Origin of the sequence: Streptomyces sp. BF23-19 (genome assembly GCF_041106355.1) — a bacterium.
GTDB classification, from domain to species: domain Bacteria; phylum Actinomycetota; class Actinomycetes; order Streptomycetales; family Streptomycetaceae; genus Streptomyces; species Streptomyces virginiae_A.
The window spans coordinates 1-23,537 of sequence record NZ_JBGBPT010000103.1; the positions used below are offsets into that span (position 1 = coordinate 1).

Sequence of the window (23,537 nt, forward strand, 5' to 3'; positions counted from 1 at the left end):
ACGACGGGGACGGGCCCCGCCCCGGGCACCACTTCGGGCGCCGTCCTTGCCGCGCGCCCGGCGGCGCGCCTGACGGCAGCTGCCGGCTCCGGCCTGGGAGGCCCTGTCGGCGCTGCTGACCCGGGTCGGCCGCGAGGGCGGGCCCGCCACCGCCACCGACCGGGCGGGCGGACACCACCTGGCCGCCTACGCCCTGGCCGGGCGGGCGGCACTGGGCACCGCGACCCCGGCCCGCGCGCCCGGCGACCACACCGTGGCCTCGGTGGCCGCCGTCCTGCTGACCCTGCTCACCGCCGAACGGCCCGCCGGGGCGGAGGCGGCGGCCCTGACCCGGCTGCTGCTCGACGGGGATCCGGCCGAAGCCCTGGCGGCCGGGCCCTGGTACGCCGTCCACGCCCGCGGGACCGGGGATCTGCAGGCCCTCGCGGCCGCGCTGGGCACCGTACTGCTGGACCCGCACGAAGGCGGCGTACGGCTGCTCACGGACCGCGAGCCCGCCGCGCAGCCCGGCTGGCGGCTCGGGGTGAGCGCCCCGGCCGCACCCTCCGGGCTGGCCACGGCCGACGCCCAGGCCGAGCGGGCCGTGCGACGGGCGGAGGCGGCCCGCACCCCGCTGGCCCACCACAGCGACCCCGGCTTCGCGGGCCTGGTCGACGAGGCCGAGGCCCGCGCCCACGCCGAGGCCCTGCTGGGGCCGCTCTCCCCCGCCCTGCGGGAGACCCTGCGCGGCTGGCTGGCCCACCACGGCAACTGGGACCGCACGGCCGCGGCCCTGGGCGTGCACCGCAACACCGTCCGCCAGCGGGTCGGCCGCACCGCCGAACTGCTGGACCGTGACCTGGACGACCCGGACGTGCGGATGGAGCTGTGGTTCGCGCTGCGGACCACCGATCGCGGCCCGGATCAGCCGGGGTAGTCGTCCGGCGGCCGGAAGGTGGCGAGCATCTCCAGGAAGCGGGCGGAGCCGGTGATCACGCTCGGCTCCTTGCTGCCGGGCGGCGAGGGATCGACCTCGATCGACTCGATCCCGTCCTCGCCGATCCACAGCAGCCGCGAGCTCAGGCGGTACTCCTGCGGGGCGTCCTCCCACATCTTCCGGACGAGCGGGCCGTAGGCGATGACGCAGGTGTGCAGGTCCGGCCCTTCCACCGCCCACAGCATCAGGTGCCCGTGGAAGGGGACCATCGCGAGGATGCCGAGCGGCGCCGGGCGGTCGATCAGGTCGGCGGCGTGCAGGAGGTGGGTGGAGGTCCATCCGCCGTCGGCCTCGACGTTCACCAGCGGGTTCGCGTCCTCGTTGTACTGGAGCGAGACGGGCGCGGCGTCGAGGTTGGTCATGGCCGCGGCCCAGACCTCGGAGCTGTCCACCTGCCAGGAGTCGAACTGCTCCGGCGGTACGGGTGCGGAGAGGGAGCCGCCCACCTGGATCACCACGACGGCCGCGAGCTCCTCGGTGAGGGCGACCGCCAGGGCGTGGCGCTCCGTCACCGAGTCGACGGTCACCAGCCTCGGCATGAGCAGGTTGCGGACCTCGGAGAAGCCGGCGCGTTCCAGTTCGCGGCGGCGCTCGGCGAGCCGCTGTTTCTGGTTCAGGAAGGAGACGGTGGCCGACCGCCAGTTCGTGTGCGGCAGCGCGCGGACCAGCTCGGCTATCTCCGCCAGGTCCAGCGGGGCGCCGGTCTGCCCCTCGGCGGCGAGCGAGAGGTGGCGGTGCTCCCCGAAGCGCATGGGCGGCCCGCTCGTGTTCCCGTCCAGGAAGACATCGTTCAGAAGGGCCTCGAAGGCGTGCCAGTCGGCGGGGCTGAACCAGGCGCACCACGGTGGTACCGGCGAGTGATCCGGCCCCCCGCCGGGTTCCCCGCCCTGTCCCCCGCCCACGCCCGAACCGGCCTTTTTCGCTCTCCGGAAAAGTGGCATGCCGGGCAGATTAGGGGAGGGCGAATCGGTACGTGAGCCCACGAACAAGGCATTCTTGAGCACATTCCGGCCACGGCGGCGCGGACGAACCCCTTCCGTCGAGGTCGCCTCGGGAGTGCCTCGGGGGGCGCCTCGGGGTCATGTCGGGATCGCCCGCGGGGCCGCCGTACGGGCCGCCCCGCGCGGGCGAGGGTGAGGCACCCCACCCTTTCTGCGGCGTCTCCACTCTGGACAGCTAGTTTGACTGGCCGGTAACTTATGCTGAGCAAGCGCTTAGGCATGGCGGCGGACCGCCGCGACCGAAGGGAGCCGGCTGTGCGCCGTACCGTTTTCAACGAGGACCACGAGGCATTCCGCGAGACCATCCGCGCCTTCATCGAGGCCGAGGTCGTCCCGGTCTACGACGAGTGGTTCGCAGCCGGTCAGGCGCCGCGCGACTTCTACTACAAGCTCGGCGAGCTGGGCGTCTTCGGCATCAACGTGCCGGAGGAGTTCGGCGGCGCGGGCCTGGACACCCACAAGTTCGAGGCCGTCCTCTACGAAGAGACCTCCCGCGCGGGCGTCAACTTCGGCGGCTCCGGCGTGCACGTGCTGCTCGCCCTCCCCTACATCAAGATGCTGGCCGACATCGAGCAGAAGAAGCGCTTCCTGCCGAGGTTCGTCTCCGGCGAGGAGATGTGGGCCCTCGCGATGACCGAGCCGGGCACCGGCTCCGACGTCGCGGGCATGAAGACCACCGCCAAGCTCTCCGAGGACGGCACGCACTACGTCCTCAACGGCTCCAAGACCTTCATCACCGGCGGCGTCCACGCCGACCGCGTGATCGTCTGCGCCCGCACCTCCGCCCCGAGCGCGGACGACCGCCGCTTCGGCATCTCCCTCTTCGCCGTGGACACCAAGTCCGAGGGCTACTCCATCGGCCGCAAGCTCGACAAGCTGGGCCTGAAGACCTCCGACACCGCCGAGCTGGCGTTCGTCGACGTGAAGGTCCCGGTCGAGGACCTGCTCGGCGAGGAGGGCAAGGGCTTCTACTACCTCGGCCACAACCTGGCCTCCGAGCGCTGGGGCATCGCCTTCGGCGCGTACGCCCAGGCCGCCGCGGCCGTCCGCTTCGCACAGCAGTACGTCACGGAGCGCACCGTCTTCGGCAAGCCCGTCGCGCACTTCCAGAACACCAAGTTCGAGCTGGCCGCCTGCCAGGCCGAGGTGGACGCCGCGCAGGCCGTCGCCGACCGCGCCCTGGAAGCCCTGGACGCCGGTGAGCTGACCCCGGCCGAGGCCGCCTCCGCGAAGCTGTTCTGCACCGAGGTCGCGCACCGCGTCATCGACCGCTGCCTCCAGCTGCACGGCGGTTACGGCTACATGAACGAGTACCCGATCGCCCGCCTGTACGCCGACAACCGCGTGAACCGGATCTACGGCGGCACCAGCGAGATCATGAAGTCCATCATCGCCAAGTCCATGGGGCTGTAAGGAATTCGGGCACTTACCCTTCCCCCATGAACGAGGCACTGACGACGCTCCTCGATCTGCTCGACCTGGAGCAGATCGAGGAGAACATCTTCCGCGGTACCAGCCGGCCTTCGCTGGTACCGCGTGTCTTCGGCGGCCAGGTCGCGGCCCAGGCCCTGGTCGCGGCCGGCCGGACCGTCCCCGCGGACCGCGTCGCGCACTCGCTGCATTCCTACTTCCTGCGCACCGGGGACACCTCCGCGCCCATCGTCTACTCGGTGGACCGGATCCGCGACGGGCGCTCCTTCACCACGCGCCGGGTCGTCGCCGTCCAGCACGGCCAGCCGATCTTCCACCTCTCCGCGTCGTTCCAGACGTACGAGGACGGCCTCGACCACCAGGTCGCCATGCCGTCCGCCCCGGACCCGGAGTCCCTGCCCACCGCGGCCGAATCGCTGCCCGCGTACCGCGAGATCTTCCGCGACCCCGGCACGGTGGAGCGGCTGATCGAGACGCGGGAGGCGGTGGACCTGCGCTACGCCACGACCCCGCCCTGGGGCAGCGTGGGCGAGCCGGTGGAGCCGCGCTCGCAGGTGTGGTTCCGTACGGCCGGCAAGCTCGACAGCGCCGATCCGCTGCTGCACACCTGCCTGGCCACCTACGTCTCCGACATGACCCTGCTGGACTCGGTGCTGCTCGCGCACGGCCGGGGCGGCTGGGCGGTGGGCGACGTGGTCGGCGCCTCGCTGGATCACGCGATGTGGTTCCACCGGCCCTTCCGCGCGGACGAGTGGCTGCTGTACGACCAGGAGTCGCCCTCGGCGGCCGCGGGCCGGGGCCTCGGCCAGGCCCGCATCTGGACGCAGGACGGCCGGCTGGCCGTGACGGTCATCCAGGAGGGTGTCGTACGCGTCCCGCGTGCGTGACGTCCGCCCGGCCGCTCAGTCCCACCAGAACCCCCAGTGGTTGCTGCCGGTGACCGCCTCGTCGGCGTAGGCGCGGATGCTGCCGGAGCCCTGCCAGATGTTGTCGGGCGAGAAGGCGAAGTGCTCCGCGGCGACGGGGAGCGCGTGGGCGGTCGTACGCGGCGGGGCCGCCACGGACACGTGGAGCTCGTCGACGCCGAGGGCGACGACGCGGGCGCCGAAGCGGTCCTCCCAGGAGCGCAGGACGGTGCTGATGAGAGCGGTGTCGTTCTCGAAGTTGGTCGGCCCGCACCAGCCCACGGCGGTGGGAACGTCCGCTCCACGGCCGGCGGGGACCAGGGCGAGCCGCGGGCTCGGCAGGAAACCGCTCGCGATCAGCGCGTCCGCGAGCTCGCAGGCCAGGGCGTCCGGATCGTCCGAGCCGTCCGAGCCCTTCGATCCCTCTGGCCCGTCCTCCGCGAGCCCGGGCCAGTCCCTGCCGAAGGGCGCGATGAGCTGCTCGCCGTCCTCCCCCTCCCCCTCCTCCGGATCGGGAACCACCCTGCTCCAGAACTCACGCAGCACCGGCTCGACGTGATGGTCGTCGGGGTCGGACATCCGATCGGGCGAGAACTCCCGGTCCTGCCACCACCGTTCGAGCCCGCGCCGCCCCTGGAACAGCACGGCCTGCAGCCCGGCGGCGGCGAGCGCCGGACTCCGGTGAGCGGCGAGCGCCCCGACCCCCACGGCCTCGTCGGACACCCACAGCAACGGCTCGACCCGCCGCCCCATCCCCCAACCCCGCCAACCGGGCCTGTCGATGACCGCACCGGGCGGCAACTCCAGCCCCAGTGAACGCCCTTGGGGATCCTCGGCCAGGACGGACAGCGGGGTTCGCACCTTCGAAGACTTCGCCATGGGGCCGACCGTAACCACGGCCACTGACAACCGGCGCCCCACAAGGTCGTGCGGAACGGAAGAGGGGGTGAGGTCCCCACGGGACCTCACCCCCTCAGAAATCGGCCCACGTCAGAGGGCGATGTCGTATCCGTTCCAGCCGGTCCCGACCAGGGTCCTGCCGGTGCTCAGGAAGTCGTAGAGCTCCCCGCTCCGGAGCACGCCGACGTGTTCCGGCGTGCCGTCACTGTTGAGGTCGGTGGGGTAAGGGGTCCAGGCGGGGCTTTTTCGTGTCCGTCGCGCTACGCGCCCAACAGGCCCGCCGCGTCCAGGATGTACGCCACCATCGGGTCGTAGAAGCGCGGGTCGCGGACGTGGTCGTCCAGGGGGATCGTCACCTGGACGGTGCCTTCCGCCTCGCCGATGAACAGCGCCGGGTCGTTGCAGTCCGCGTAGCCCACCGCGTCCAGGCCGCGCTGCGCCGCGCAGCCCGCCCAGCCGTGGTCCGCCACGACCAGGTCCGGCAGCGGGCGGCTCGAAGCCGCGAGGCCGTCCAGGATCGCGGCCATCGGCTCCGGCGAGTGGGTGTGCCACAGCGTCGCACCCCGCTCCAGGACCGCGACGTCGGCGAACTGCCACACCGAGCCCTCGTCTGCCACCAGGCCCCGGGGAATGACGACGATCTCGCAGCCCGCCGCCCGCAGGGCCGCCGCCGTGGCGCGGTGGACGTCCAGGAGGCCGCCCGGGTGGCCGGTCGCGAAGAGCACGCTCTGTCGGTCCGCCGCCGCCTTGCGCAGCCGCGCCGCCAGGCGGTCCAGGCCGGCCACGGTCAGCTCGGGGTCGATGGTGTCCTGGCCGAACCGGAACGCCGGGTCGTCCACGACCCCGCACCGCTCCGCCATCACCGCGAGCACGTCCTGCTCGTCCGTCCAGCGGTCGCCCAGTTCCAGGCCGAGCCAGTAGTGCCGGTCGCCGTTGGCGAGCTTGCGGTAGTGGCTGAGGTTGTTGTCGCGCGGCGTGGCGACCTGCCCCGCGATCCGCGTGCGGACCAGGTGGTCGATGAGTTCGGCGCGGGTGGGTACAGGCGTCTCTATCGGCTTCGGCATACGGGCCATTCTGCCGCCGCCGGACCGGAGACGGCGCGTCCATTCCGGTCGGCGGACGCCCCGGGTCATGCCGACAGCGCCCCGAACGCGCCGTGCGCGAGGCGCCGCAGCAGCGATTCCACCGCCTCGCGCCCCAAGGCCGCCAGGTGCGGGGTGGAGTTGAGCAGGCCGAAGACCGCGTGCACGGCGACCCGTACCTCCGCCTCGACGACCTCCGGGTGCAGTTCCCGTACGACCTCCACCCACAGCTCCACGTACTGGCGCTGCAGCTGTCGTACGAGCTTGCGGTCGGCGTCCCGGAGCCGGTCGAGCTCCCGGTCGTGGAGGGTGATCAGCGCCCGGTCGTCGAGCGCGAAGTCGATGTGGCCGTCGATGAGGGAGGACAGCACCCGGGCCGGGTCGCCCGCCGCCTGGGCCACGCGGTGCCGGCCGCCGGTCAGCAGCCGCTCGCTGATGCCGACGAGCAGTTCGGCGAGCATGGCGTCCTTGCCCGCGAAGTGCCGGTACAGGCCGGGGCCGCTGATGCCCACCGCGGCCCCTATCTCGTCGACGCCCACGCCGTGGAATCCACGCGCGGCGAAGAGGCGAGCGGCCTCACTGAGGATCTGCTCGCGACGGGTCGGGGCGGCCGCTCTGGTGCTCATGGGAAACCATTCTAGACAGGGCCGTTAGCGGTCGTTAACCTGAGTCCCACAAGCGTTAACGCTCATTAACCGCGTGGAACGAGCAAGGGAGCTCGACCGATGCAGCAGGCACCAGTGCTGACGAGCGCCGCGGACCCGGCGTCCGAGGCCTGGCGGGCCAACGAGGCCGCCCACCGCGAGCTGACCGAGGGCCTGCGGGCCCGGCTCGACGCGGCCCGGCTCGGCGGCGGCGAGAAGGCCCGCGCCCGCCACACCGCCCGCGGGAAGCTCCTCCCGCGCGAGCGCGTGGACACCCTCCTCGACCCCGGATCCCCCTTCCTGGAGCTGGCCCCGCTGGCCGCCGAGGGCATGTACGGGGGCGCGGCCCCCGCCGCCGGGGTCATCGCGGGCATCGGCCGGGTCAGCGGCCGCGAGTGCGTGATCGTCGCGAACGACGCCACCGTCAAGGGCGGCACGTACTACCCGATGACCGTCAAGAAGCACCTGCGCGCCCAGGAGGTGGCGCTGGAGAACCGTCTCCCCTGCCTCTACCTGGTCGACTCGGGCGGTGCCTTCCTCCCCATGCAGGACGAGGTCTTCCCCGACCGGGAGCACTTCGGCCGCATCTTCTACAACCAGGCCCGCATGTCGGGGGCCGGCATCCCGCAGATCGCCGCCGTCCTCGGCTCCTGCACCGCGGGCGGGGCGTACGTGCCGGCCATGAGCGACGAGGCCGTCATCGTCCGCAACCAGGGCACGATCTTCCTCGGCGGCCCGCCGCTGGTGAAGGCCGCCACCGGTGAGGTGGTCACGGCCGAGGAGCTCGGCGGCGGCGAGGTCCACTCCCGAATCTCCGGCGTGACCGACCACCTCGCGGAGGACGACGCGCACGCGCTGCGGATCGTACGGAACATCGTGGCGACCCTGCCCGAGCGCGGGGCCCTGCCCTGGTCGGTCGAGGCGCCGGAAGAGCCCAAGGTGGACCCGTACGGGCTGTACGGCGCGGTCCCCGTCGACTCGCGCACCCCGTACGACGCCCGCGAGATCATCGCGCGGATCGTGGACGGCTCCCGCTTCCAGGAGTTCAAGTCCGAGTTCGGCCAGACGCTGGTCACCGGCTTCGCCCGGATCCACGGACACCCGGTCGGGATCATCGCGAACAACGGCATCCTGTTCGCCGAGTCCGCGCAGAAGGGCGCGCACTTCATCGAGCTGTGCGACCAGCGCGGCATTCCGCTCCTCTTCCTCCAGAACATCTCCGGCTTCATGGTCGGCAAGGACTACGAGGCCGGCGGCATCGCCAAGCACGGCGCCAAGATGGTGACGGCGGTGGCCTGCACCCGGGTGCCGAAGCTGACCGTGGTCGTCGGCGGCTCGTACGGCGCCGGCAACTACTCGATGTGCGGTCGGGCGTACTCGCCCCGCTTCCTGTGGATGTGGCCCAACGCCAAGATCTCGGTCATGGGCGGGGAGCAGGCGGCCTCGGTGCTCGCCACGGTCAAGCGCGACCAGATCGAGGGCGCGGGCCAGGAGTGGCCCGCCGAGGACGAGGAGGCCTTCAAGGCCCCGGTCCGCGCGCAGTACGAGGAGCAGGGCAACGCCTACTACGCCACCGCGCGGCTGTGGGACGACGGGGTCATCGACCCGATGGAAACCCGGCAGGTGCTGGGACTGGCCCTGACCGCGTGCGCGAACGCCCCGCTGGGCGACTCGGGCTTCGGCATCTTCCGTATGTGACGTGAGGACCTCACTGATGTTCAGCACTGTTCTGGTGGCGAACCGGGGCGAGATCGCGGTCCGGGTCATCCGTACCCTGCGGCAGCTCGGCATCCGCTCCGTGGCCGTCTTCAGCGACGCCGACGCGGACGCCCGCCATGTCCGGGAGGCCGACACGGCCGTCCGTATCGGCCCGGCCGCGGCCGCCGAGAGCTACCTGTCGGTGGAGCGGCTGCTGGATGCCGCCCGGCGCACCGGCGCCGAGGCCGTCCACCCCGGCTACGGCTTCCTCGCCGAGAACGCGGCCTTCGCGCAGGCCTGCGCCGACGCCGGCCTCGCCTTCATCGGGCCGCCGGCGAGCGCCATCAACCTGATGGGCGACAAGATCCGCGCCAAGGAGACCGTGAAGGCGGCGGGCGTGCCCGTCGTACCGGGCTCCTCGGGCAGCGGCCTGACCGACGCCGACCTGGTCTCCGCCTCGATGGAGATCGGTATGCCGGTGCTGCTCAAGCCCTCGGCGGGCGGCGGCGGCAAGGGCATGCGGCTGGTGCGCGACGAGGCGGCGCTGGCCGAGGAGATCGCGGCGGCCCGCCGCGAGGCGCGGTCCTCCTTCGGCGACGACACCCTGCTGGTCGAGCGGTGGGTGGACCGGCCGCGGCACATCGAGATCCAGGTGCTGGCGGACGCCCACGGGAACGTGGTGCACCTGGGCGAGCGCGAGTGCTCGCTGCAGCGCCGGCACCAGAAGGTGATCGAGGAGGCCCCGTCGGTCCTGCTCGACGAGAAGATCCGGGCGGCGATGGGCGCGGCGGCGGTCGACGCGGCCCGCTCCTGCGGGTACGTCGGCGCGGGCACGGTGGAGTTCATCGTCCCGGGCGGCGACCCCTCCTCCTATTACTTCATGGAGATGAACACCCGCCTCCAGGTCGAGCACCCGGTGACGGAGCTGATCACCGGGCTGGACCTGGTGGAGCAGCAGCTGCGCGTCGCGGCGGGCGCGCCTCTCGGCTTCGACCAGTCCGAGGTGACGCTGACCGGGCACGCCATCGAGGCCCGCGTCTGCGCGGAGGATCCGGCGCGCGGGTTCCTGCCGTCGGGCGGCACGGTGCTGGCCCTGTCCGAGCCCTCGGGCGGTGCGGTACGCACGGACTCCGGCCTGACGGCGGGCGTCCCGGTGGGCTCCACCTACGACCCGATGCTGTCGAAGGTCATCGTCCACGGCCCGGACCGCGCGACCGCGCTGCGGATGCTGCGGGCGGCGCTGGCCGACACCGTGATCCTGGGTGTGCAGACCAATGCGGGCTTCCTGCGGAGGCTGCTGGCCCACCCTGACGTCGTCTCCGGCGACCTGGACACCGGGCTGGTGGAGCGGGACCTCCCGTCCCTCCTGCCGGAGGGCGTCCCGGACGAGGTGTACGCGGCTGCGGCCCTGCTGGCGCAGGGTCCCCGGGCTCTGCCCGGACCCGCGCCTCGAACGCCGGACGGGCCGGATCAGTGGATCGACCCCTTCGACGCCGCCGACGGCTGGCGCTTGGGCGGCACGCCCGCCTGGACGGTGCACCACTTCCGCCTCCCCGGTCAGGACCCCGTAGAAATCCGCACCCGCCCTCTGGGCTCTGACCACGAGCTGCTGATCGACGAGGCCGGGGCCGGTTCAGCCTCGCCGGCGCTTGAGGCGCGGGGTCCGGGGCAGAGCCCCGGCGCACCGGCGCGAGCCCGGATCCTCAGCCGTACCCCGGACACCGTCACCATCGAACTCGACGGCGTCACGCACCGCTTCAGCCACGCCGCCTCCCCGGAGGGGACCTGGCTCGGGCGCGACGCCGACTCCTGGCACGTCCAGACGTACGACCCCGTCGTGGCCAACCTGAGCGGGGCCGGACACGGCGGCGCCGACACCCTCGCCGCCCCCATGCCCGGCACCGTCACCGTGGTCAAGGTGGCCGTCGGCGACAAGGTCGCGGCCGGGCAGAGTCTGCTCGTCGTCGAGGCCATGAAGATGGAGCACGTCATCTCCGCCCCGCACGCCGGCACCGTCACCGAGCTGGACGTGACCCCCGGCAGCACGGTCGCCATGGACCAGATCCTGGCGGTCGTCACCCCGGACGAAGAGTCGGAGGAGGCCGCGTGAACAGGCTGCCCATGAACGTCCCGGCCGCCGGTCTCCCGGCCCGCGTCCGTATCCACGAGGTCGGCGCCCGCGACGGGCTGCAGAACGAGAAGGGCGCCGTCCCCACGGCCGTCAAGGCGGTGTTCATCCACCGCCTGGCCGCCGCCGGGCTGACGACCATCGAGGCCACCAGCTTCGTGCACCCCAAGTGGGTGCCCCAACTGGCGGACGCGGAGGAGCTGTTCCCGCAGATCGCCGACGTCGACGCCCACCTGCCCGTCCTCGTCCCGAACGAGCGCGGCCTCGACCGCGCGCTCGCCCTCGGGGCCACGCGCATCGCGGTCTTCGGCTCGGCCACCGAGACCTTCGCCTCCCGCAACCTCAACCGCACCGTCGCCGAGTCCCTCGCCATGTTCGAGCCCGTCGTGGCCCGCGCCAAGGAGGGGCGGGCGCATGTGCGCGGCTATCTCTCGATGTGCTTCGGCGACCCCTGGGAGGGCGCGGTCCCGGTCCACCAGGTCGTCTCCGTCGCCAAGGCCCTGCTGGACCTCGGCTGTGACGAGCTGAGCCTCGGCGACACGATCGGCGTGGCCACCCCGGGCCATGTCCAGGCCCTGCTCGCCGCGCTGAACGAGGCCGGGGTCACGACCGACCGGATCGGCGTGCACTTCCACGACACCTACGGCCAGGCCCTGTCCAACACCCTCGCCGCGCTCCAGCACGGCGTGACCACCGTCGACGCGTCCGCGGGCGGCCTCGGCGGATGCCCGTACGCGAAGAGCGCCACCGGCAACCTCGCGACCGAGGACCTGGTGTGGATGCTCGACGGCCTCGGCATCGAAACCGGGGTCGACCTGGCCGCCCTCACCGCCACGAGCGTGTGGATGGCCGAACAGCTGGGACGCCCCAGCCCCTCCCGTACCGTCCGCGCCCTCTCCCACAAGGAGTAGTCACACCATGTCCCTCGACCACCGGCTCACACCTGAGCACGAGGAACTCCGCCGCACCGTGGAGGCGTTCGCGCACGACGTCGTCGCCCCGAAGATCGGCGACCTGTACGAGCGGCACGAGTTCCCGTACGAGATCGTCGCCGAGATGGGCCGCATGGGCCTGTTCGGCCTGCCCTTCCCGGAGGAGTACGGCGGCATGGGCGGGGACTACCTCGCCCTCGGCATCGCCTTGGAGGAGCTGGCCCGCGTCGACTCCTCGGTCGCCATCACCCTGGAGGCCGGGGTCTCCCTCGGCGCCATGCCGATCTACCTCTTCGGTTCCGAGGAGCAGAAGAGCGAGTGGCTGCCGAAGATGTGCTCCGGCGAGATCCTCGGCGCCTTCGGCCTGACGGAGCCCGGTGCGGGCTCCGACGCGGGCGGTACCCGCACCACCGCCGTCAAGGACGGCGACGAGTGGGTCATCAACGGCTCGAAGTGCTTCATCACCAACTCCGGCACGGACATCACCGGTCTGGTCACCGTCACGGCCGTGACGGGCCGCAAGGCGGACGGCCGCCCGGAGATCTCCTCGATCATCGTCCCGTCCGGTACCCCGGGCTTCACGGTGGCCGCCCCGTACTCCAAGGTGGGCTGGAACTCCTCGGACACCCGTGAGCTGTCCTTCGACGGCGTACGGGTCCCCCTGGCCAACCTGGTGGGCCAGGAGGGCCGCGGCTACGCGCAGTTCCTGCGGATCCTCGACGAGGGCCGGATCGCCATCTCCGCGCTCGCGACGGGTCTCGCGCAGGGCTGTGTGGACGAGTCGGTGAAGTACGCCAAGGAGCGGCACGCCTTCGGCAAGGCGATCGGCGACAACCAGGCCATCCAGTTCAAGCTGGCCGACATGGAGATGCGCGCCCACATGGCCCGCATCGGCTGGCGTGACGCGGCCTCCCGCCTCGTGGCCGGGGAGCCGTTCAAGAAGGAGGCGGCGATCGCGAAGCTGTACTCCTCGACGGTCGCCGTCGACAACGCCCGCGAGGCCACCCAGATCCACGGCGGCTACGGCTTCATGAACGAGTACCCGGTGGCCCGCATGTGGCGGGACTCCAAGATCCTGGAGATCGGCGAGGGCACGAGCGAGGTGCAGCGCATGCTGATCGCGCGCGAGCTGGGCTTCGCCGGCTGAGGCACCCGATGACGACGTCCGGCGTGGGCCCCGTGCCCGCGCCGGACTTCGGCATGCAGGCGGGCGGTCACAGAAGGGCCATGAGCGCGAACGTGGGAACCAGGGTCACCAGGGCGCACACCGGCCAGTAGACCTGGGCCGCCGCCGTGTTCCATCGCCGTACGAAGTGGTTGGCGAGCCACCACAGCAGCGCGGACGCAGTCACGATCGGGACCAGGATCACCAGCATCGTGCCGTCGTTCTCCGTGGGTTCCGAAACGGTCCAGCCGAGTTCGGCGAGCGGCCCGTTGACGGCGATGTACCAAAGGAGCCAGACCGGCACCACAGCCGGCACTCCCATCAGCAGGTTCACTCCTGCGGCGATCCACCATTGCCTTCGCATGCGCCCAGTATTCACACGCGTGATCGGCGTCCCTCGGTGCGGAACGGCCGACGCGATCCGGGCGAACGCCCGGCTCACCGGCGGGTGATGGGGATTGCGGCCGGTCGGCGCGGACTTCGATGAGGGTGATCCACCTCACGAACGGATCCTCCCCCACCACTGGACATCTCATTAGGTTAGGCTAACCTTCTCACCGAACGGCCCAGCCGCCGCCCCTGCACGCACGAAAGCGGACATCGACATGCCCAAGTCCCGAACCTCCTCCTTCACCCGTCGCGGTTTCATCGCGGCCGGTGGCGCCCTCGGCCTCGTCGCCGTCCTCGCCGCGTGCGGTGGCACCGACTCGGCGAAGGGTGACGGCGGCAAGGACAACGGCGCCGCGACCTCCGGCTCCTGGACCTTCAAGGACGACCTCGGCAACGACGTCACCACCAAGTCCAAGCCGAAGAACATCGTCGCCTTCACCGGCACCGCCGCCGCGCTCTACGACTACGGCGTCCCGGTCAAGGGCGTGTTCGGTCCGACCAAGACCGCCGACGGCAAGCCCGACGTCCAGGCCGGTTCGATGGACATCTCCAAGGTCGAGATCCTCGGCAACGTCTACGACGAGTTCAACGTCGAGAAGTACGCGGCCCTCCAGCCCGACCTGATGGTCACCAACAGCTGGGACGGCACCTACTGGTACGTGCCGGAGGCCTCGAAGGACAAGATCCTCGCGCTCGCCCCGCACGCCGCCATCAAGGTGGGCGGCGACGTCACCCTCGACAAGGCGCTGGAGCGCACCGCGGACCTCGCCAAGTCCCTCGGCGCGGACCTGAACTCCAAGAAGACCGTGGACGCCAAGGCCCGCTTCGAGGCCGCCGCCGCGAAGGTGCGCGAGGCCACCAAGGCCAACCCGGGCGTCAAGGTGCTCGTGGGCTCCGGCGCGGACGCCCTGTTCTACGCGTCCACCCCGGACACCTCGGCCGACCTGAAGTACTTCAAGCAGCTCGGCGTCGAGTTCGTCACCCCCGAGAAGCTGGACGAGGGCGGCTTCTTCGAGAGCCTCAGCTGGGAGAACGCCGGCAAGTACAAGGCGGACGTCGTCCTGCTCGACAACCGCACCGGCACCCTGCAGCCGGAGCAGCTGAAGGCCAAGCCGACCTGGAACGAGCTGCCCGCCGTCAAGGCCGGTCAGGTCATCCCCCGCGTGACCGAGCCGATCTTCTCGTACGACAAGTGCGCGCAGATCCTGGAAGACCTCGCGAAGTCCATCCAGAACGCCAAGAAGGTCAGCTGACCCTCGGCGCCCGGTGACCCCGGGCGCCAGGCAGGCCGTACCGACTCCCAGGGGGGACCTCTCCGCATGACCGCCACCGCATCCGACGCCCCGGCCGTCGCACACTTCCGGTTCTTCGCGCTCGAAGTGCTCCGCACGCGCCGTCTGGGCCACTCGTTCCTGCGGGTCACGTTCGGCGGGGAGTCCCTCGCGGGCTTCCGCTCGGGCGGATTCGACCAGAGCCTGTCGCTCTTCCTGCCCGCGGCCGACCAGGAGCACACGGTGCTCCCGTCCACGGACGAGGACACCTGGTTCGCCGCCTGGCGCGGGATGCCGGACGAGGAGCGGCCGGTGATGCGCTCCTACACGGTGCGCGAGCAGCGCCGTACGCCCGAGGGGGCGGACGAGGTCGACATCGACTTCGTCCTGCACGGGGACGCGAGCCCCGCGTCCCGTTGGGCGGGGCGGGCGGTGACCGGCCGCCGGATCCTGGCGATCGGACCGGCCGTCGCGGAGAACAAGTCCGTACGCTTCCAGCCGCCGGCCGACACCGACGCGATCTGGATGTACGCGGACGAGACCGCCCTGCCGGCCGCGGCCGCGATCCTGGACCGGCTGCCCGCCGGGACCCGGGTCAAGGCCTGGTTCGAGATCCCGCACGAGGACGACCGGCTCGACCTCGCGGCGCTCACCGACGCGGACATCACCTGGATCGTGCGCGAGAGCCACGGCCGGGAGCGGACGGAGCAGGTGCTGAGCGCGCTGCGCTCGGCCGAACCGGGTGCGACCGACGCCCCGTACGTCTGGCTGGCGGGCGAGTCGGGCACGATCCGCGCGGTGCGCCGGCACTTCGTGCAGGAACGATCCGTCGACCGTCGCGCCGTACGTTTCACCGGCTACTGGCGGCTCGGCGCGAGCGAGGAACAGCTCCTCGCCGAGGCGTACGCGGGCAAGGCTCCCAGCGAGGACCCGACGTCCGAGCTGTAGTCAGTTCCCCCACCCCATAGAGCAGTTGCCGCAGGCCCTGGCTTTTCAGCCAGGGCCTGTCTGCATTTGGCGAAATACTAAGGTTAGGCTAACCTAATTCACACACGCCACACACACCCCACCCCTTCTCCACCCCCTGCCCGGAGGAAAGTTGATGCGCTCGCATCTGCTGAACGAGACGACCGCGGACCTCTACCGGCGCTCCGTCACCGAGGGCGTCGAGCGCGTCGCCGCCAAACTCGCGACGACGCAGCGACCCCACACCGGTATATCCGTCGACGAACTCGCCCCGGTCATCAACGGGATCGACCTGGACAAGCCGCTCGCCGACGCGGCCGCCGTCCTGGACGAGCTGGAGGACGTCTACCTGCGCGACGCGGTGTACTTCCACCACCCGCGCTACCTGGGCCACCTCAACTGCCCGGTCGTCATCCCCGCCGTGCTCGGCGAGGCGATCCTCTCCGCGGTCAACTCCTCGCTCGACACCTGGGACCAGTCCATCGGCGGCACGCTCATCGAGCGCCGCCTCATCGACTGGACCACCGAGCGCATCGGCCTCGGCCCGGCCGCGGACGGCATCTTCACCTCCGGCGGCAGCCAGTCCAACTTCCACGCCCTGCTCCTCGCCCGGGACGAGGCCTGCCGCCTCGTCATGAAGAAGGCCCTCGACGAGGGACGCGAGCTCACCAAGGCCGAACTCCTGCCGAAGCTGCGCATCTTCACCTCCGAGGCCAGCCACTTCAGCGTCCAGAAGTCGGCCGCGATGCTCGGACTCGGCTACGAGGCCGTCATCTCCGTCCCGGTCGACCGCAACCGCCGGATGGACACCGCGGTGCTCGCCCTGGAACTGGAGGAGTGCGCCTCCGAGGACCTCTTCCCGATGGCCGTCGTCGCCACCGCCGGCACCACCGACTTCGGGTCCATCGACCCGCTCCCCGAGATCGCCCGCCTCGCCGACGAGCACTCCGCGTGGATGCACGTGGACGCCGCCTACGGCTGCGGACTGCTGGCCTCCCCGACCCGCCGTCACCTCCTCGACGGCATCGAGCGCGCCGACTCGGTCACCGTCGACTACCACAAGTCGTTCTTCCAGCCGGTCAGCTCCAGCGCCATGCTGGTGCGCGACCGCGACACCCTCAAGCACGCCACGTACCACGCGGACTACCTCAACCCGCGCCGCATGGCCGAGGAGCGCATCCCCAACCAGGTCGACAAGTCCATCCAGACCACGCGCCGGTTCGACGCGCTCAAGCTCTGGGTGACCCTGCGCGTCATGGGCGCCGACGGCATCGGCTCGCTCTTCGACGAGGTCATCGACCTGGCCGCGGCCGGGTGGGACGTCATCGACGCCGACCCGCGCTTCGAGGTCGTCGTCAAGCCGCAGATCTCCACCCTGGTCTTCCGCTTCGTCCCCGAGGGCGGCGACGTCCGCGCCGACCTGGTCGACGAGGCCAACCTGCACGCCCGCAAGGCCCTGTTCGCCTCCGGCGAGGCCGTCGTGGCCGGCACCAAGGTGGACGGGAAGCAGTACCTGAAGTTCACCCTCCTCAACCCGCAGACCACGACGGCCGACATCGCGGCCGTCCTCGACCTTCTCGCCGCACATGCCGAGCAGTTCCTGGGAGAATCCCTTGCCCTCCACCGCTGAGACCCACGACTTCATCGGCATCGGCGTCGGTCCGTTCAACCTCGGACTCGCCTGCCTGACCGCCCCGCTCGACGAGATCGACGGTCTCTTCATCGAGTCGAAGCCGCACTTCGAGTGGCACGCCGGCATGTTCCTGGACGGCGCCCACCTCCAGACGCCCTTCATGTCGGACCTGGTCACGCTCGCCGACCCGACCTCGCCCTTCTCCTTCCTGAACTACCTGAAGGACAAGGACCGGCTGTACTCCTTCTACATCCGGGAGAACTTCTACCCGCTGCGGGCCGAGTACAACGACTACTGCCGCTGGGCCGCCGACCGCCTCGACAACGTCCGGTGGTCCACCTCGGTCACCGAGGTCACCTACGACGAGCAGGCCGGCCTGTACGAGGTCCACACCGACAAGGGCGAGACCCACCGGGCCCCCCGCCTGGTCCTGGGCACCGGCACCCCGCCGCACGTCCCGCAGTCCTGCGAGGGCCTGGGGGGCGACTTCCTGCACAACTCCGCCTACATGCAGAACAAGGCGGAGCTGCAGAAGAAGAAGTCGATCACCCTCATCGGCTCCGGCCAGAGCGCGGCCGAGATCTACTACGACCTCCTCGCCGAGATCGACGTCCACGGCTACCAGCTCAACTGGGTGACCCGCTCGCCGCGGTTCTTCCCGCTGGAGTACACGAAGCTGACCCTGGAGATGACCTCCCCCGAGTACGTGGACTACTTCCACGCGCTCCCCGAGGACACCCGGTACCGGCTGGAGACCCAGCAGAAGAACCTCTTCAAGGGCATCGACGGCGACCTGATCAACGCCATCTTCGACCTGCTCTACCAGAAGAAGATCAGCATGCCGGGCGCGGTCCCGACCACCCTGCTGACCAACACCTCCCTGAACAGCACCGCGTACGACACCACCACGGGCACGTACACGCTGGGGCTGCGCCAGGAGGAGCAGGAGCGGGACTTCTCCCTCACCTCCGAGGGCCTGGTACTGGCCACCGGCTACAAGTACGCCTTCCCGGAATTCCTGAACCCGGTGCGGGGTCGCCTGAACTTCGACGGGCACGGCCGTCTCGACGCCGCCCGCAACTACAGCATCGACACCACGGGCCGCGGGGTCTACCTGCAGAACGGCACCACCCACAACCACTCCCTCACCTCGCCCGACCTGGGCATGGCGGCGTACCGGAACGCGTACATCGTCGGTGAGCTCCTCGGCCGCGAGCACTACAAGGTCGAGAAGTCCATCGCGTTCCAGCAGTTCGCCGCCCCGGAAGGCACCCTCTGATGAGCACCACCGAACTCCTCTTCTCCCGCACCGACAAAGAACTCGGTTCCTTCGCCGTGCGCCCCCTGGACCCCTTCGCCGACGCGGAGCTGCTCCACGGCTGGGTCACCCACCCGAAGGCCTCGTTCTGGATGATGCAGGACGCGTCCCTGCCGGACGTCGAGCGCGAGTACATGAGGATCGCCGCGCACGAGCACCACCAGGCCTTCATCGGCCTGCACGAGGGCCGCCCCGCCTTCCTCATGGAGACCTACGACCCGTCCGAGCTGGAGCTGGTCGGCCTCTACGACGCCCGGCCGGGCGATGTCGGCATGCACTTCCTCGTCGCCCCGAGCGACACCCCGCTGCACGGCTTCACCCGTGCCGTCATCACCACGGTCATGGCCGCGATCTTCGCCGACCCGACCACCGAGCGCGTCGTCGTCGAACCGGACGTCGCCAACACCGCCGTGCACGCCCTCAACGAGGCCGTCGGCTTCGTACCGGAGCGCCAGGTCACCAAGCCGGAGAAGGAAGCCCTGCTGAGCTTCTGCACCCGCGCGCAGTTCGAGGCCGCCACGGCCGCCCTGGGGGTCTCCATATGAGCCTCGCCGACGCCGTCGCCCACCTCTCCCCCGAGCTGTGGGCCCGCGCCAACCGCGCCCTCGTCCGCAAGGGCCTCGCGGAGTTCTCCCACGAGCGCCTGCTGACCCCCGAGTCCCTCGGGGACTCCTGGTACTCGGTCCGCAGCGACGACTCCACCGTGGAGTACCGCTTCAAGGCCGTCCTGCACGCCCTCGACCACTGGTCGGTCGACGAGGCCTCCATCACCCGCCACCGGGGCGGCGCCGAGCTGGAGCTGGACGCCCTCGACTTCCACATCGAGCTGCGCGAAGCCCTGGGCCTGAGCCCCGAGGTGCTGCCCGTCTACCTGGAGGAGATCTCCTCCACCCTGGCCGGCACCGGCTACAAGTACACGAAGCCGCAGGTCTCCTCCGACGTCCTCGCGAAGTCCTCCTTCCAGGACATCGAGACGGGCATGACCGAGGGCCACCCCTGCTTCGTCGCGAACAACGGCCGGCTGGGCTTCGGCGTGCACGAGTACCTCTCGTACGCCCCGGAGACCGCCAGCCCCGTCCACCTGGTGTGGGCGGCCGCCCGCAAGGACGTCTCCACCTTCACGGCGGGCGCGGGCCTGGACCACGACTCCTTCATGCGCGAGGAGCTCGGCGACGAGACCATCGGCGTCTTCGCCGAGCGGATGACCGCGCTGGGCCTGGACCTGGCCGACTTCCACCTCTTCCCGATCCACCCCTGGCAGTGGTGGAACAAGACCACGGTCACCTTCGCGGCCGAGATCGCGAACAACCGCCTGGTGCTGCTGGGCGAGGGCCCGGACGCGTACCTCGCGCAGCAGTCGATCCGCACGTTCTTCAACCGGAGCGCGCCGCGCAAGCACTACGTCAAGACCGCCATCTCGGTCCTGAACATGGGCTTCATGCGCGGCCTGTCGGCCGCGTACATGGAGGCCACCCCGGCCATCAACGACTGGCTGCACCAGCTGATCGAGGGCGACGAGGTCCTGAAGTCGGTGGACTTCTCGATCATCCGCGAGCGCGCTGCGATCGGCTACCACCACCGCCAGTACGAGCGCGCCACCGACCGGTACTCCCCGTACCGCAAGATGCTGGCCGCGCTGTGGCGCGAGTCCCCCGTCAACCGGATCGAGGGCGACGAGCGCCTCGCCACGATGGCCTCGCTCCTGCACGTGGACGCCGAGGGCAAGTCCTTCGTCGGCGCGCTGATCGCGGAGTCGGGTCTGGCGCCGGCCGAGTGGCTGCGCCACTACCTGCGCGCCTACCTGGTGCCGCTGCTGCACTGCTTCTACCAGTACGACCTCGCGTACATGCCGCACGGCGAGAACACCATCCTCGTCATCGAGGGCGGCCTGGTGAAGCGGGCGATCTTCAAGGACATCGCCGAGGAGATCGTCATCATGGACGCGGACGCGGTGCTGCCGCCCGCGGTCGAGCGGGTCCGGGCGGACATCCCCGAGGACATGAAGCTCCTGTCGATCTTCACGGACGTCTTCGACTGCTTCTTCCGCTTCCTCGGCGCGATCCTCGTGGACGAGGGCATCTGCGAGGAGGACACCTTCTGGCAGGCCGTCGCGGACTGCGGCCACGAGTACCAGGAGTCGATGCCGCAGCTCGCGGAGCGCTTCGAGCGGTACGACCTGTTCGCGCCGGAGTTCCAGCTGTCCTGCCTGAACCGCCTCCAGCTGCGCAACAACAAGCAGATGGTCGACCTCGCCGACCCGGCGGCGGCCCTCCAGCTGATCGGCAACCTCCAGAACCCCGTCGCGGCCTTCGCCCGGCGGTGACACACGGGGCGGGGGAGGCATCGATACGGTCCCTCGATGCCTCCCCCTCCCCACCCCGAGATCCCGACGGCGTGACCGCGAAGCACAATGGCCCTCTTCGCGGTCACGCTTTCGTGTGTCCGCTCCCGTGGCCGGAGCCCGCGGCCCGAATCCGTCTGGGAGCCCGTATGCCGTTCCGGATCCGCCCTGGCCGGGCGCCCGCCCTGCTCCTGTCGGCCGTGCTCGTGGCCGGAGGGCTGTCCGGCTGTTCCTTCCTGACGCCGTTCAAGACCTGCGAGGGGACCGAGGCGCGGATGAAGGAGCTGGAGTCGCTGCCCCTGCTCGACTCGCGGCCGCCCGGCGCGAACGCCCCCCGCACCTTCGACGGCGTCTCCTCCGAGTGCGCGGACGACAGCGGCGACGCCTGGCTGTCCGCCGGGCGCACCTACCTGTACCCCGGCACCCGCCAGGAGGTCCTGGACCACTACCGCAAGGCCGCCGAGGCCGACGGCTGGCGGTTCGAGCCCGAACCCGCGCACGGACAGGAAACGTGGGGATCGTGCTTCACGAAGGGCGAGGACGGGCAGGCCAAGGTGTTCGCCCTCTCCTTCCCGCCCGCGCACTTCTTCACCGAGTTCTACGGTCCCGAGGCCGGCGCGGAGTTCGCCCCGGGGTCCGGATTCGAGATATCGGTGGGCTCGGAGGCCGACGGGGCCACGACCTCCTGCCGGCCCTGACCCCGTCCCCCACCGGTCACTGCCAGGGGACGTCAGGCGCCCGGAAGAAGCCGATGCCCTGCGCGTCCAGCCGGGGTGCCTGGGCGGCCAGCCGGCGGCTGTAGGAGGTCCAGTCGAGCGCGGCCGCCGGCGACCAGCCCAGTTCGGCCAGGCCCAGCACCCGCGGGAAGGCCATCTGCTCCCAGTCGCCGCGCGTCGCGACGTTCTCCGTCCACAGCGGGGCCTCCACGCCCAGCACCGCCGACTCCGGGACCCCGGCCAGGTACGCCCCCGGGTCCCAGGAGTAGGCGCGCCGCACCGGGACGTACCCCGCCCAGGCCAGGCCCGGCTTCGTCGCCGGGTCGTACTTCATGTCCAGGTACAGCCGGTCCGCCGGCGACAGGATCAGCGGGTGCCCCGCCTTCGCCGCCGCCACCACGGCCGCCTTGTCCGCGGCCGCGGTCTTGTCGTGGCCCCAGTACTGGAGCACCGCGCCCCGGGTCGGGCGGGCCGCCGCCAGCTGGTGCCAGGCCACCACCGTCTTGCCGTACCGCCCCACCACCTCCTGGGCCCGGTCCATGAAGGCCGCGTAGTCCGCCGCCGGCGTCGCGTGCGCCTCGTCGCCGCCGATGTGCAGGTAGCGGCCCGGGGTCAGCTCCGCCAGTTCACCGAGCACGTCGTCGATGAACTCGTACGTCCGCTCCTCGGCCACGCACAGCGAGCTGAAGCCCACCTTGGTGCCGGTGTACCGGTCCGGGGCCTTCCCGTCGCAGTTCAGCTCGGCGTAGGAGGCGAGTGCCGCGTTCACGTGCCCGGGCATGTCGATCTCGGGGACCACGTCCACGTACCGCTGCCCCGCGTAGGCCACCAGTTCCCGGTACTCGTCCTTCGTCCAGTGGCCGCCGGGCCCGCCGCCGACCTCGCTGCCGCCCCCGTACTCCGCCAGCCGCGGCCAGGAGTCGATCGCCAGGCGCCACCCCTGGTCGTCGGTCAGGTGCAGGTGCAGGGTGTTGACCTTGTACTGGACGAGCTGGTCCACGTACCTCTTCACCTGCTCCACCGAGAAGTGGTGACGCGCGATGTCGACCATGGCCCCCCGGTACGCGAAGCGCGGCCGGTCGGTGACCGTCCCGCCCGGCACCGTACCCGGACCCGCCACCGGCACCAGCTGGCGCAGCGTCTGTCCCGCGTGGAAGAGCCCGGCCGGCGTCCGCGCGGTGAGGGTGACCCCGGTCGGGCCGGACTCCAGCCGGTACCCCTCGTCGCCCACCCCTTGGGCCGCCTCGTCGATCCTGAGCCGGATCCCGTCGCCCTGCGCCCCGTCGACCACCGGCAGCGGGAGCCCGCCGGCTCCGCGCAGCTGCTCGGCGAGGAGCTCGCCCACCCGGCGGACCTCCTCGTCCGCGCCGTGGCCGGTACGGATGACCGTGGCCGCGCCGAAGGGGTAGCCGGGGCCCTCCGCGCGCGCGGAGAGCGGGGCCGGCAGCAGCTGCTCGAAGGGGGCGAGGGCCACCGGCGGGTCGTCCCCGGGTCTGGCGTCGTCACCGTGGGCGGCGGTGCAGGCGGTCATCAGGGCCGGGGCCGCGGCGAGGGCGAGGAGGGTGCCGAGCGTGCGTCGCAGGACTCTCATGCCCACAGGTATAGGCCAAGCGGGCCGCCGCGTCCGGTGGGTGGATCCGGGACGGGCGGAAATCATCCGAAGGAAGTCACACCGGGCACCTTACTGGTCCAGACCAGAGGAATCCTGCCCGAAATCGGGCAGGATCTTTGCGTTCGACGCGGTAAGCCGCCAATATCTACGAGTGCTCGATCGCCGCCCGTCGCATGACGACCTCGTCGACCACCTGGTGCGCAGCACCGCGCTGCAGCGCGGTGAGGCAGTCCGGGTGGTACTGGACGTGCTCGCCTACTTCGACGAGACGACCGAGGAGTTCGTCCGCCGCCGCCACCGGGAACTGCAGTCCGGCGGAGCGGTGAACGCGGAGATCTTCGAGCGGATCGCGGCCGAACTGCCGCACCGCGCCGTGGCGCCGCCGCAGCTCTCGCTCCGGCAGTTGCGCCGCATCGTCTACGGCTGAG

21 protein-coding genes are annotated in these 23,537 nt (G+C 71.1%); 15 read left to right on the plus strand and 6 right to left on the minus strand.

Features of this window, described 5'->3' with window-relative positions:
• Nucleotides 1-262 precede the first annotated feature (262 nt).
• Nucleotides 263-916, plus strand: a complete 654-nt coding sequence (locus AB8A24_RS37710; RefSeq protein ID WP_369478747.1) for a helix-turn-helix domain-containing protein — start codon at nt 263-265, stop codon at nt 914-916.
• On the opposite strand, the gene AB8A24_RS37715 is transcribed toward AB8A24_RS37710, so the two are convergent.
• Complete coding sequence (locus AB8A24_RS37715) at nt 904-1,878, minus strand: hypothetical protein (protein WP_369478748.1); 975 nt, start codon at nt 1,876-1,878, stop codon at nt 904-906. The genes AB8A24_RS37710 and AB8A24_RS37715 overlap by 13 nt on opposite strands.
• A 354-nt stretch (nt 1,879-2,232) precedes the next feature.
• Here AB8A24_RS37715 and AB8A24_RS37720 point away from each other — a divergent pair, with 354 nt between their 5' ends.
• Together AB8A24_RS37720 and tesB are read left to right on the plus strand one after the other, a co-directional pair.
• A complete protein-coding gene (locus tag AB8A24_RS37720) occupies nt 2,233-3,390 on the plus strand; it encodes an acyl-CoA dehydrogenase family protein (protein ID WP_369478749.1) in 1,158 nt (385 codons plus the stop codon).
• 26 nt (nt 3,391-3,416) lie between these two features.
• Nucleotides 3,417-4,295: an acyl-CoA thioesterase II gene (gene tesB / locus AB8A24_RS37725; protein ID WP_369478750.1), complete on the plus strand. Its 879-nt coding sequence runs from the start codon at nt 3,417-3,419 to the stop codon at nt 4,293-4,295.
• 15 nt (nt 4,296-4,310) lie between these two features.
• Here tesB and AB8A24_RS37730 read toward each other — a convergent pair whose 3' ends face one another.
• From AB8A24_RS37730 to AB8A24_RS37740, 3 genes are all read right to left on the minus strand, one after another.
• Nucleotides 4,311-5,192 (minus strand): DUF4253 domain-containing protein, encoded by an 882-nt coding sequence (locus AB8A24_RS37730; protein ID WP_369478751.1) that lies wholly within the window; start codon nt 5,190-5,192, stop codon nt 4,311-4,313.
• Between the two features lie 281 nt (nt 5,193-5,473).
• Nucleotides 5,474-6,286, minus strand: a complete 813-nt coding sequence (locus AB8A24_RS37735; protein WP_328963297.1) for a phosphatase — start codon at nt 6,284-6,286, stop codon at nt 5,474-5,476.
• Between the two features lie 56 nt (nt 6,287-6,342).
• A complete protein-coding gene (locus tag AB8A24_RS37740) occupies nt 6,343-6,921 on the minus strand; it encodes a TetR/AcrR family transcriptional regulator (protein WP_030716093.1) in 579 nt (192 codons plus the stop codon).
• 99 nt (nt 6,922-7,020) lie between these two features.
• Between AB8A24_RS37740 and AB8A24_RS37745 the strand changes: the two genes are divergently transcribed.
• The 4 genes from AB8A24_RS37745 to AB8A24_RS37760 are packed head-to-tail and all read left to right on the plus strand — an operon-like array spanning nt 7,021 to nt 12,844.
• The gene (locus AB8A24_RS37745) at nt 7,021-8,637 is read left to right on the plus strand and encodes a carboxyl transferase domain-containing protein (RefSeq protein WP_266484393.1); all 1,617 of its coding nucleotides are present in this window, start codon (nt 7,021-7,023) and stop codon (nt 8,635-8,637) included.
• 16 nt (nt 8,638-8,653) lie between these two features.
• Nucleotides 8,654-10,747 carry an acetyl-CoA carboxylase biotin carboxylase subunit gene (locus AB8A24_RS37750; protein WP_369478752.1) on the plus strand — a complete coding sequence of 698 codons (2,094 nt, stop codon included), beginning with the start codon at nt 8,654-8,656 and terminating at the stop codon, nt 10,745-10,747.
• 11 nt (nt 10,748-10,758) lie between these two features.
• Complete coding sequence (locus AB8A24_RS37755; RefSeq protein ID WP_369478757.1) at nt 10,759-11,676, plus strand: hydroxymethylglutaryl-CoA lyase; 918 nt, start codon at nt 10,759-10,761, stop codon at nt 11,674-11,676.
• A 7-nt stretch (nt 11,677-11,683) separates the two neighbouring features.
• On the plus strand, nt 11,684-12,844 hold the full coding sequence (locus AB8A24_RS37760) for an acyl-CoA dehydrogenase family protein (protein WP_030716104.1): 1,161 nt from the start codon (nt 11,684-11,686) through the stop codon (nt 12,842-12,844).
• A gap of 67 nt (nt 12,845-12,911) precedes the next feature.
• Here the strand turns inward: AB8A24_RS37760 and AB8A24_RS37765 are convergent, their stop codons facing one another.
• On the minus strand, nt 12,912-13,226 hold the full coding sequence (locus AB8A24_RS37765) for a hypothetical protein (protein ID WP_369478753.1): 315 nt from the start codon (nt 13,224-13,226) through the stop codon (nt 12,912-12,914).
• Nucleotides 13,227-13,467: 241 nt separating this feature from the next.
• Here AB8A24_RS37765 and AB8A24_RS37770 point away from each other — a divergent pair, with 241 nt between their 5' ends.
• The 7 genes from AB8A24_RS37770 (at nt 13,468) to AB8A24_RS37800 (ending at nt 21,479) form a co-directional block, all read left to right on the plus strand.
• On the plus strand, nt 13,468-14,505 hold the full coding sequence (locus tag AB8A24_RS37770; RefSeq protein ID WP_369478754.1) for an ABC transporter substrate-binding protein: 1,038 nt from the start codon (nt 13,468-13,470) through the stop codon (nt 14,503-14,505).
• 66 nt (nt 14,506-14,571) lie between these two features.
• Entirely contained in the window at nt 14,572-15,471 is a 900-nt protein-coding gene (locus AB8A24_RS37775) for a siderophore-interacting protein (RefSeq protein WP_369478755.1), read from the plus strand.
• 154 nt (nt 15,472-15,625) lie between these two features.
• Nucleotides 15,626-17,119 carry an aspartate aminotransferase family protein gene (locus tag AB8A24_RS37780; protein WP_328963292.1) on the plus strand — a complete coding sequence of 498 codons (1,494 nt, stop codon included), beginning with the start codon at nt 15,626-15,628 and terminating at the stop codon, nt 17,117-17,119.
• On the plus strand, nt 17,103-18,401 hold the full coding sequence (locus AB8A24_RS37785) for a SidA/IucD/PvdA family monooxygenase (protein ID WP_328963291.1): 1,299 nt from the start codon (nt 17,103-17,105) through the stop codon (nt 18,399-18,401). The genes AB8A24_RS37780 and AB8A24_RS37785 overlap by 17 nt, the downstream gene beginning before the upstream one ends.
• A complete protein-coding gene (locus AB8A24_RS37790; protein WP_328963290.1) occupies nt 18,401-18,985 on the plus strand; it encodes a GNAT family N-acetyltransferase in 585 nt (194 codons plus the stop codon). The genes AB8A24_RS37785 and AB8A24_RS37790 overlap by 1 nt, the downstream gene beginning before the upstream one ends.
• Entirely contained in the window at nt 18,982-20,763 is a 1,782-nt protein-coding gene (locus AB8A24_RS37795) for an IucA/IucC family siderophore biosynthesis protein (RefSeq protein ID WP_369478756.1), read from the plus strand. The genes AB8A24_RS37790 and AB8A24_RS37795 overlap by 4 nt, the downstream gene beginning before the upstream one ends.
• Nucleotides 20,764-20,930: 167 nt before the next feature.
• Nucleotides 20,931-21,479, plus strand: coding sequence for a hypothetical protein (locus AB8A24_RS37800; protein WP_328963288.1), 549 nt, complete (start codon nt 20,931-20,933; stop codon nt 21,477-21,479).
• 16 nt (nt 21,480-21,495) lie between these two features.
• Here AB8A24_RS37800 and AB8A24_RS37805 read toward each other — a convergent pair whose 3' ends face one another.
• Nucleotides 21,496-23,088: a beta-N-acetylhexosaminidase gene (locus AB8A24_RS37805; protein WP_328963287.1), complete on the minus strand. Its 1,593-nt coding sequence runs from the start codon at nt 23,086-23,088 to the stop codon at nt 21,496-21,498.
• Between the two features lie 172 nt (nt 23,089-23,260).
• On the opposite strand from AB8A24_RS37805, the gene AB8A24_RS37810 reads away from it, so the two are divergent.
• Nucleotides 23,261-23,536, plus strand: a complete 276-nt coding sequence (locus AB8A24_RS37810; RefSeq protein ID WP_033222376.1) for a hypothetical protein — start codon at nt 23,261-23,263, stop codon at nt 23,534-23,536.
• Nucleotide 23,537: the final 1 nt, after the last annotated feature.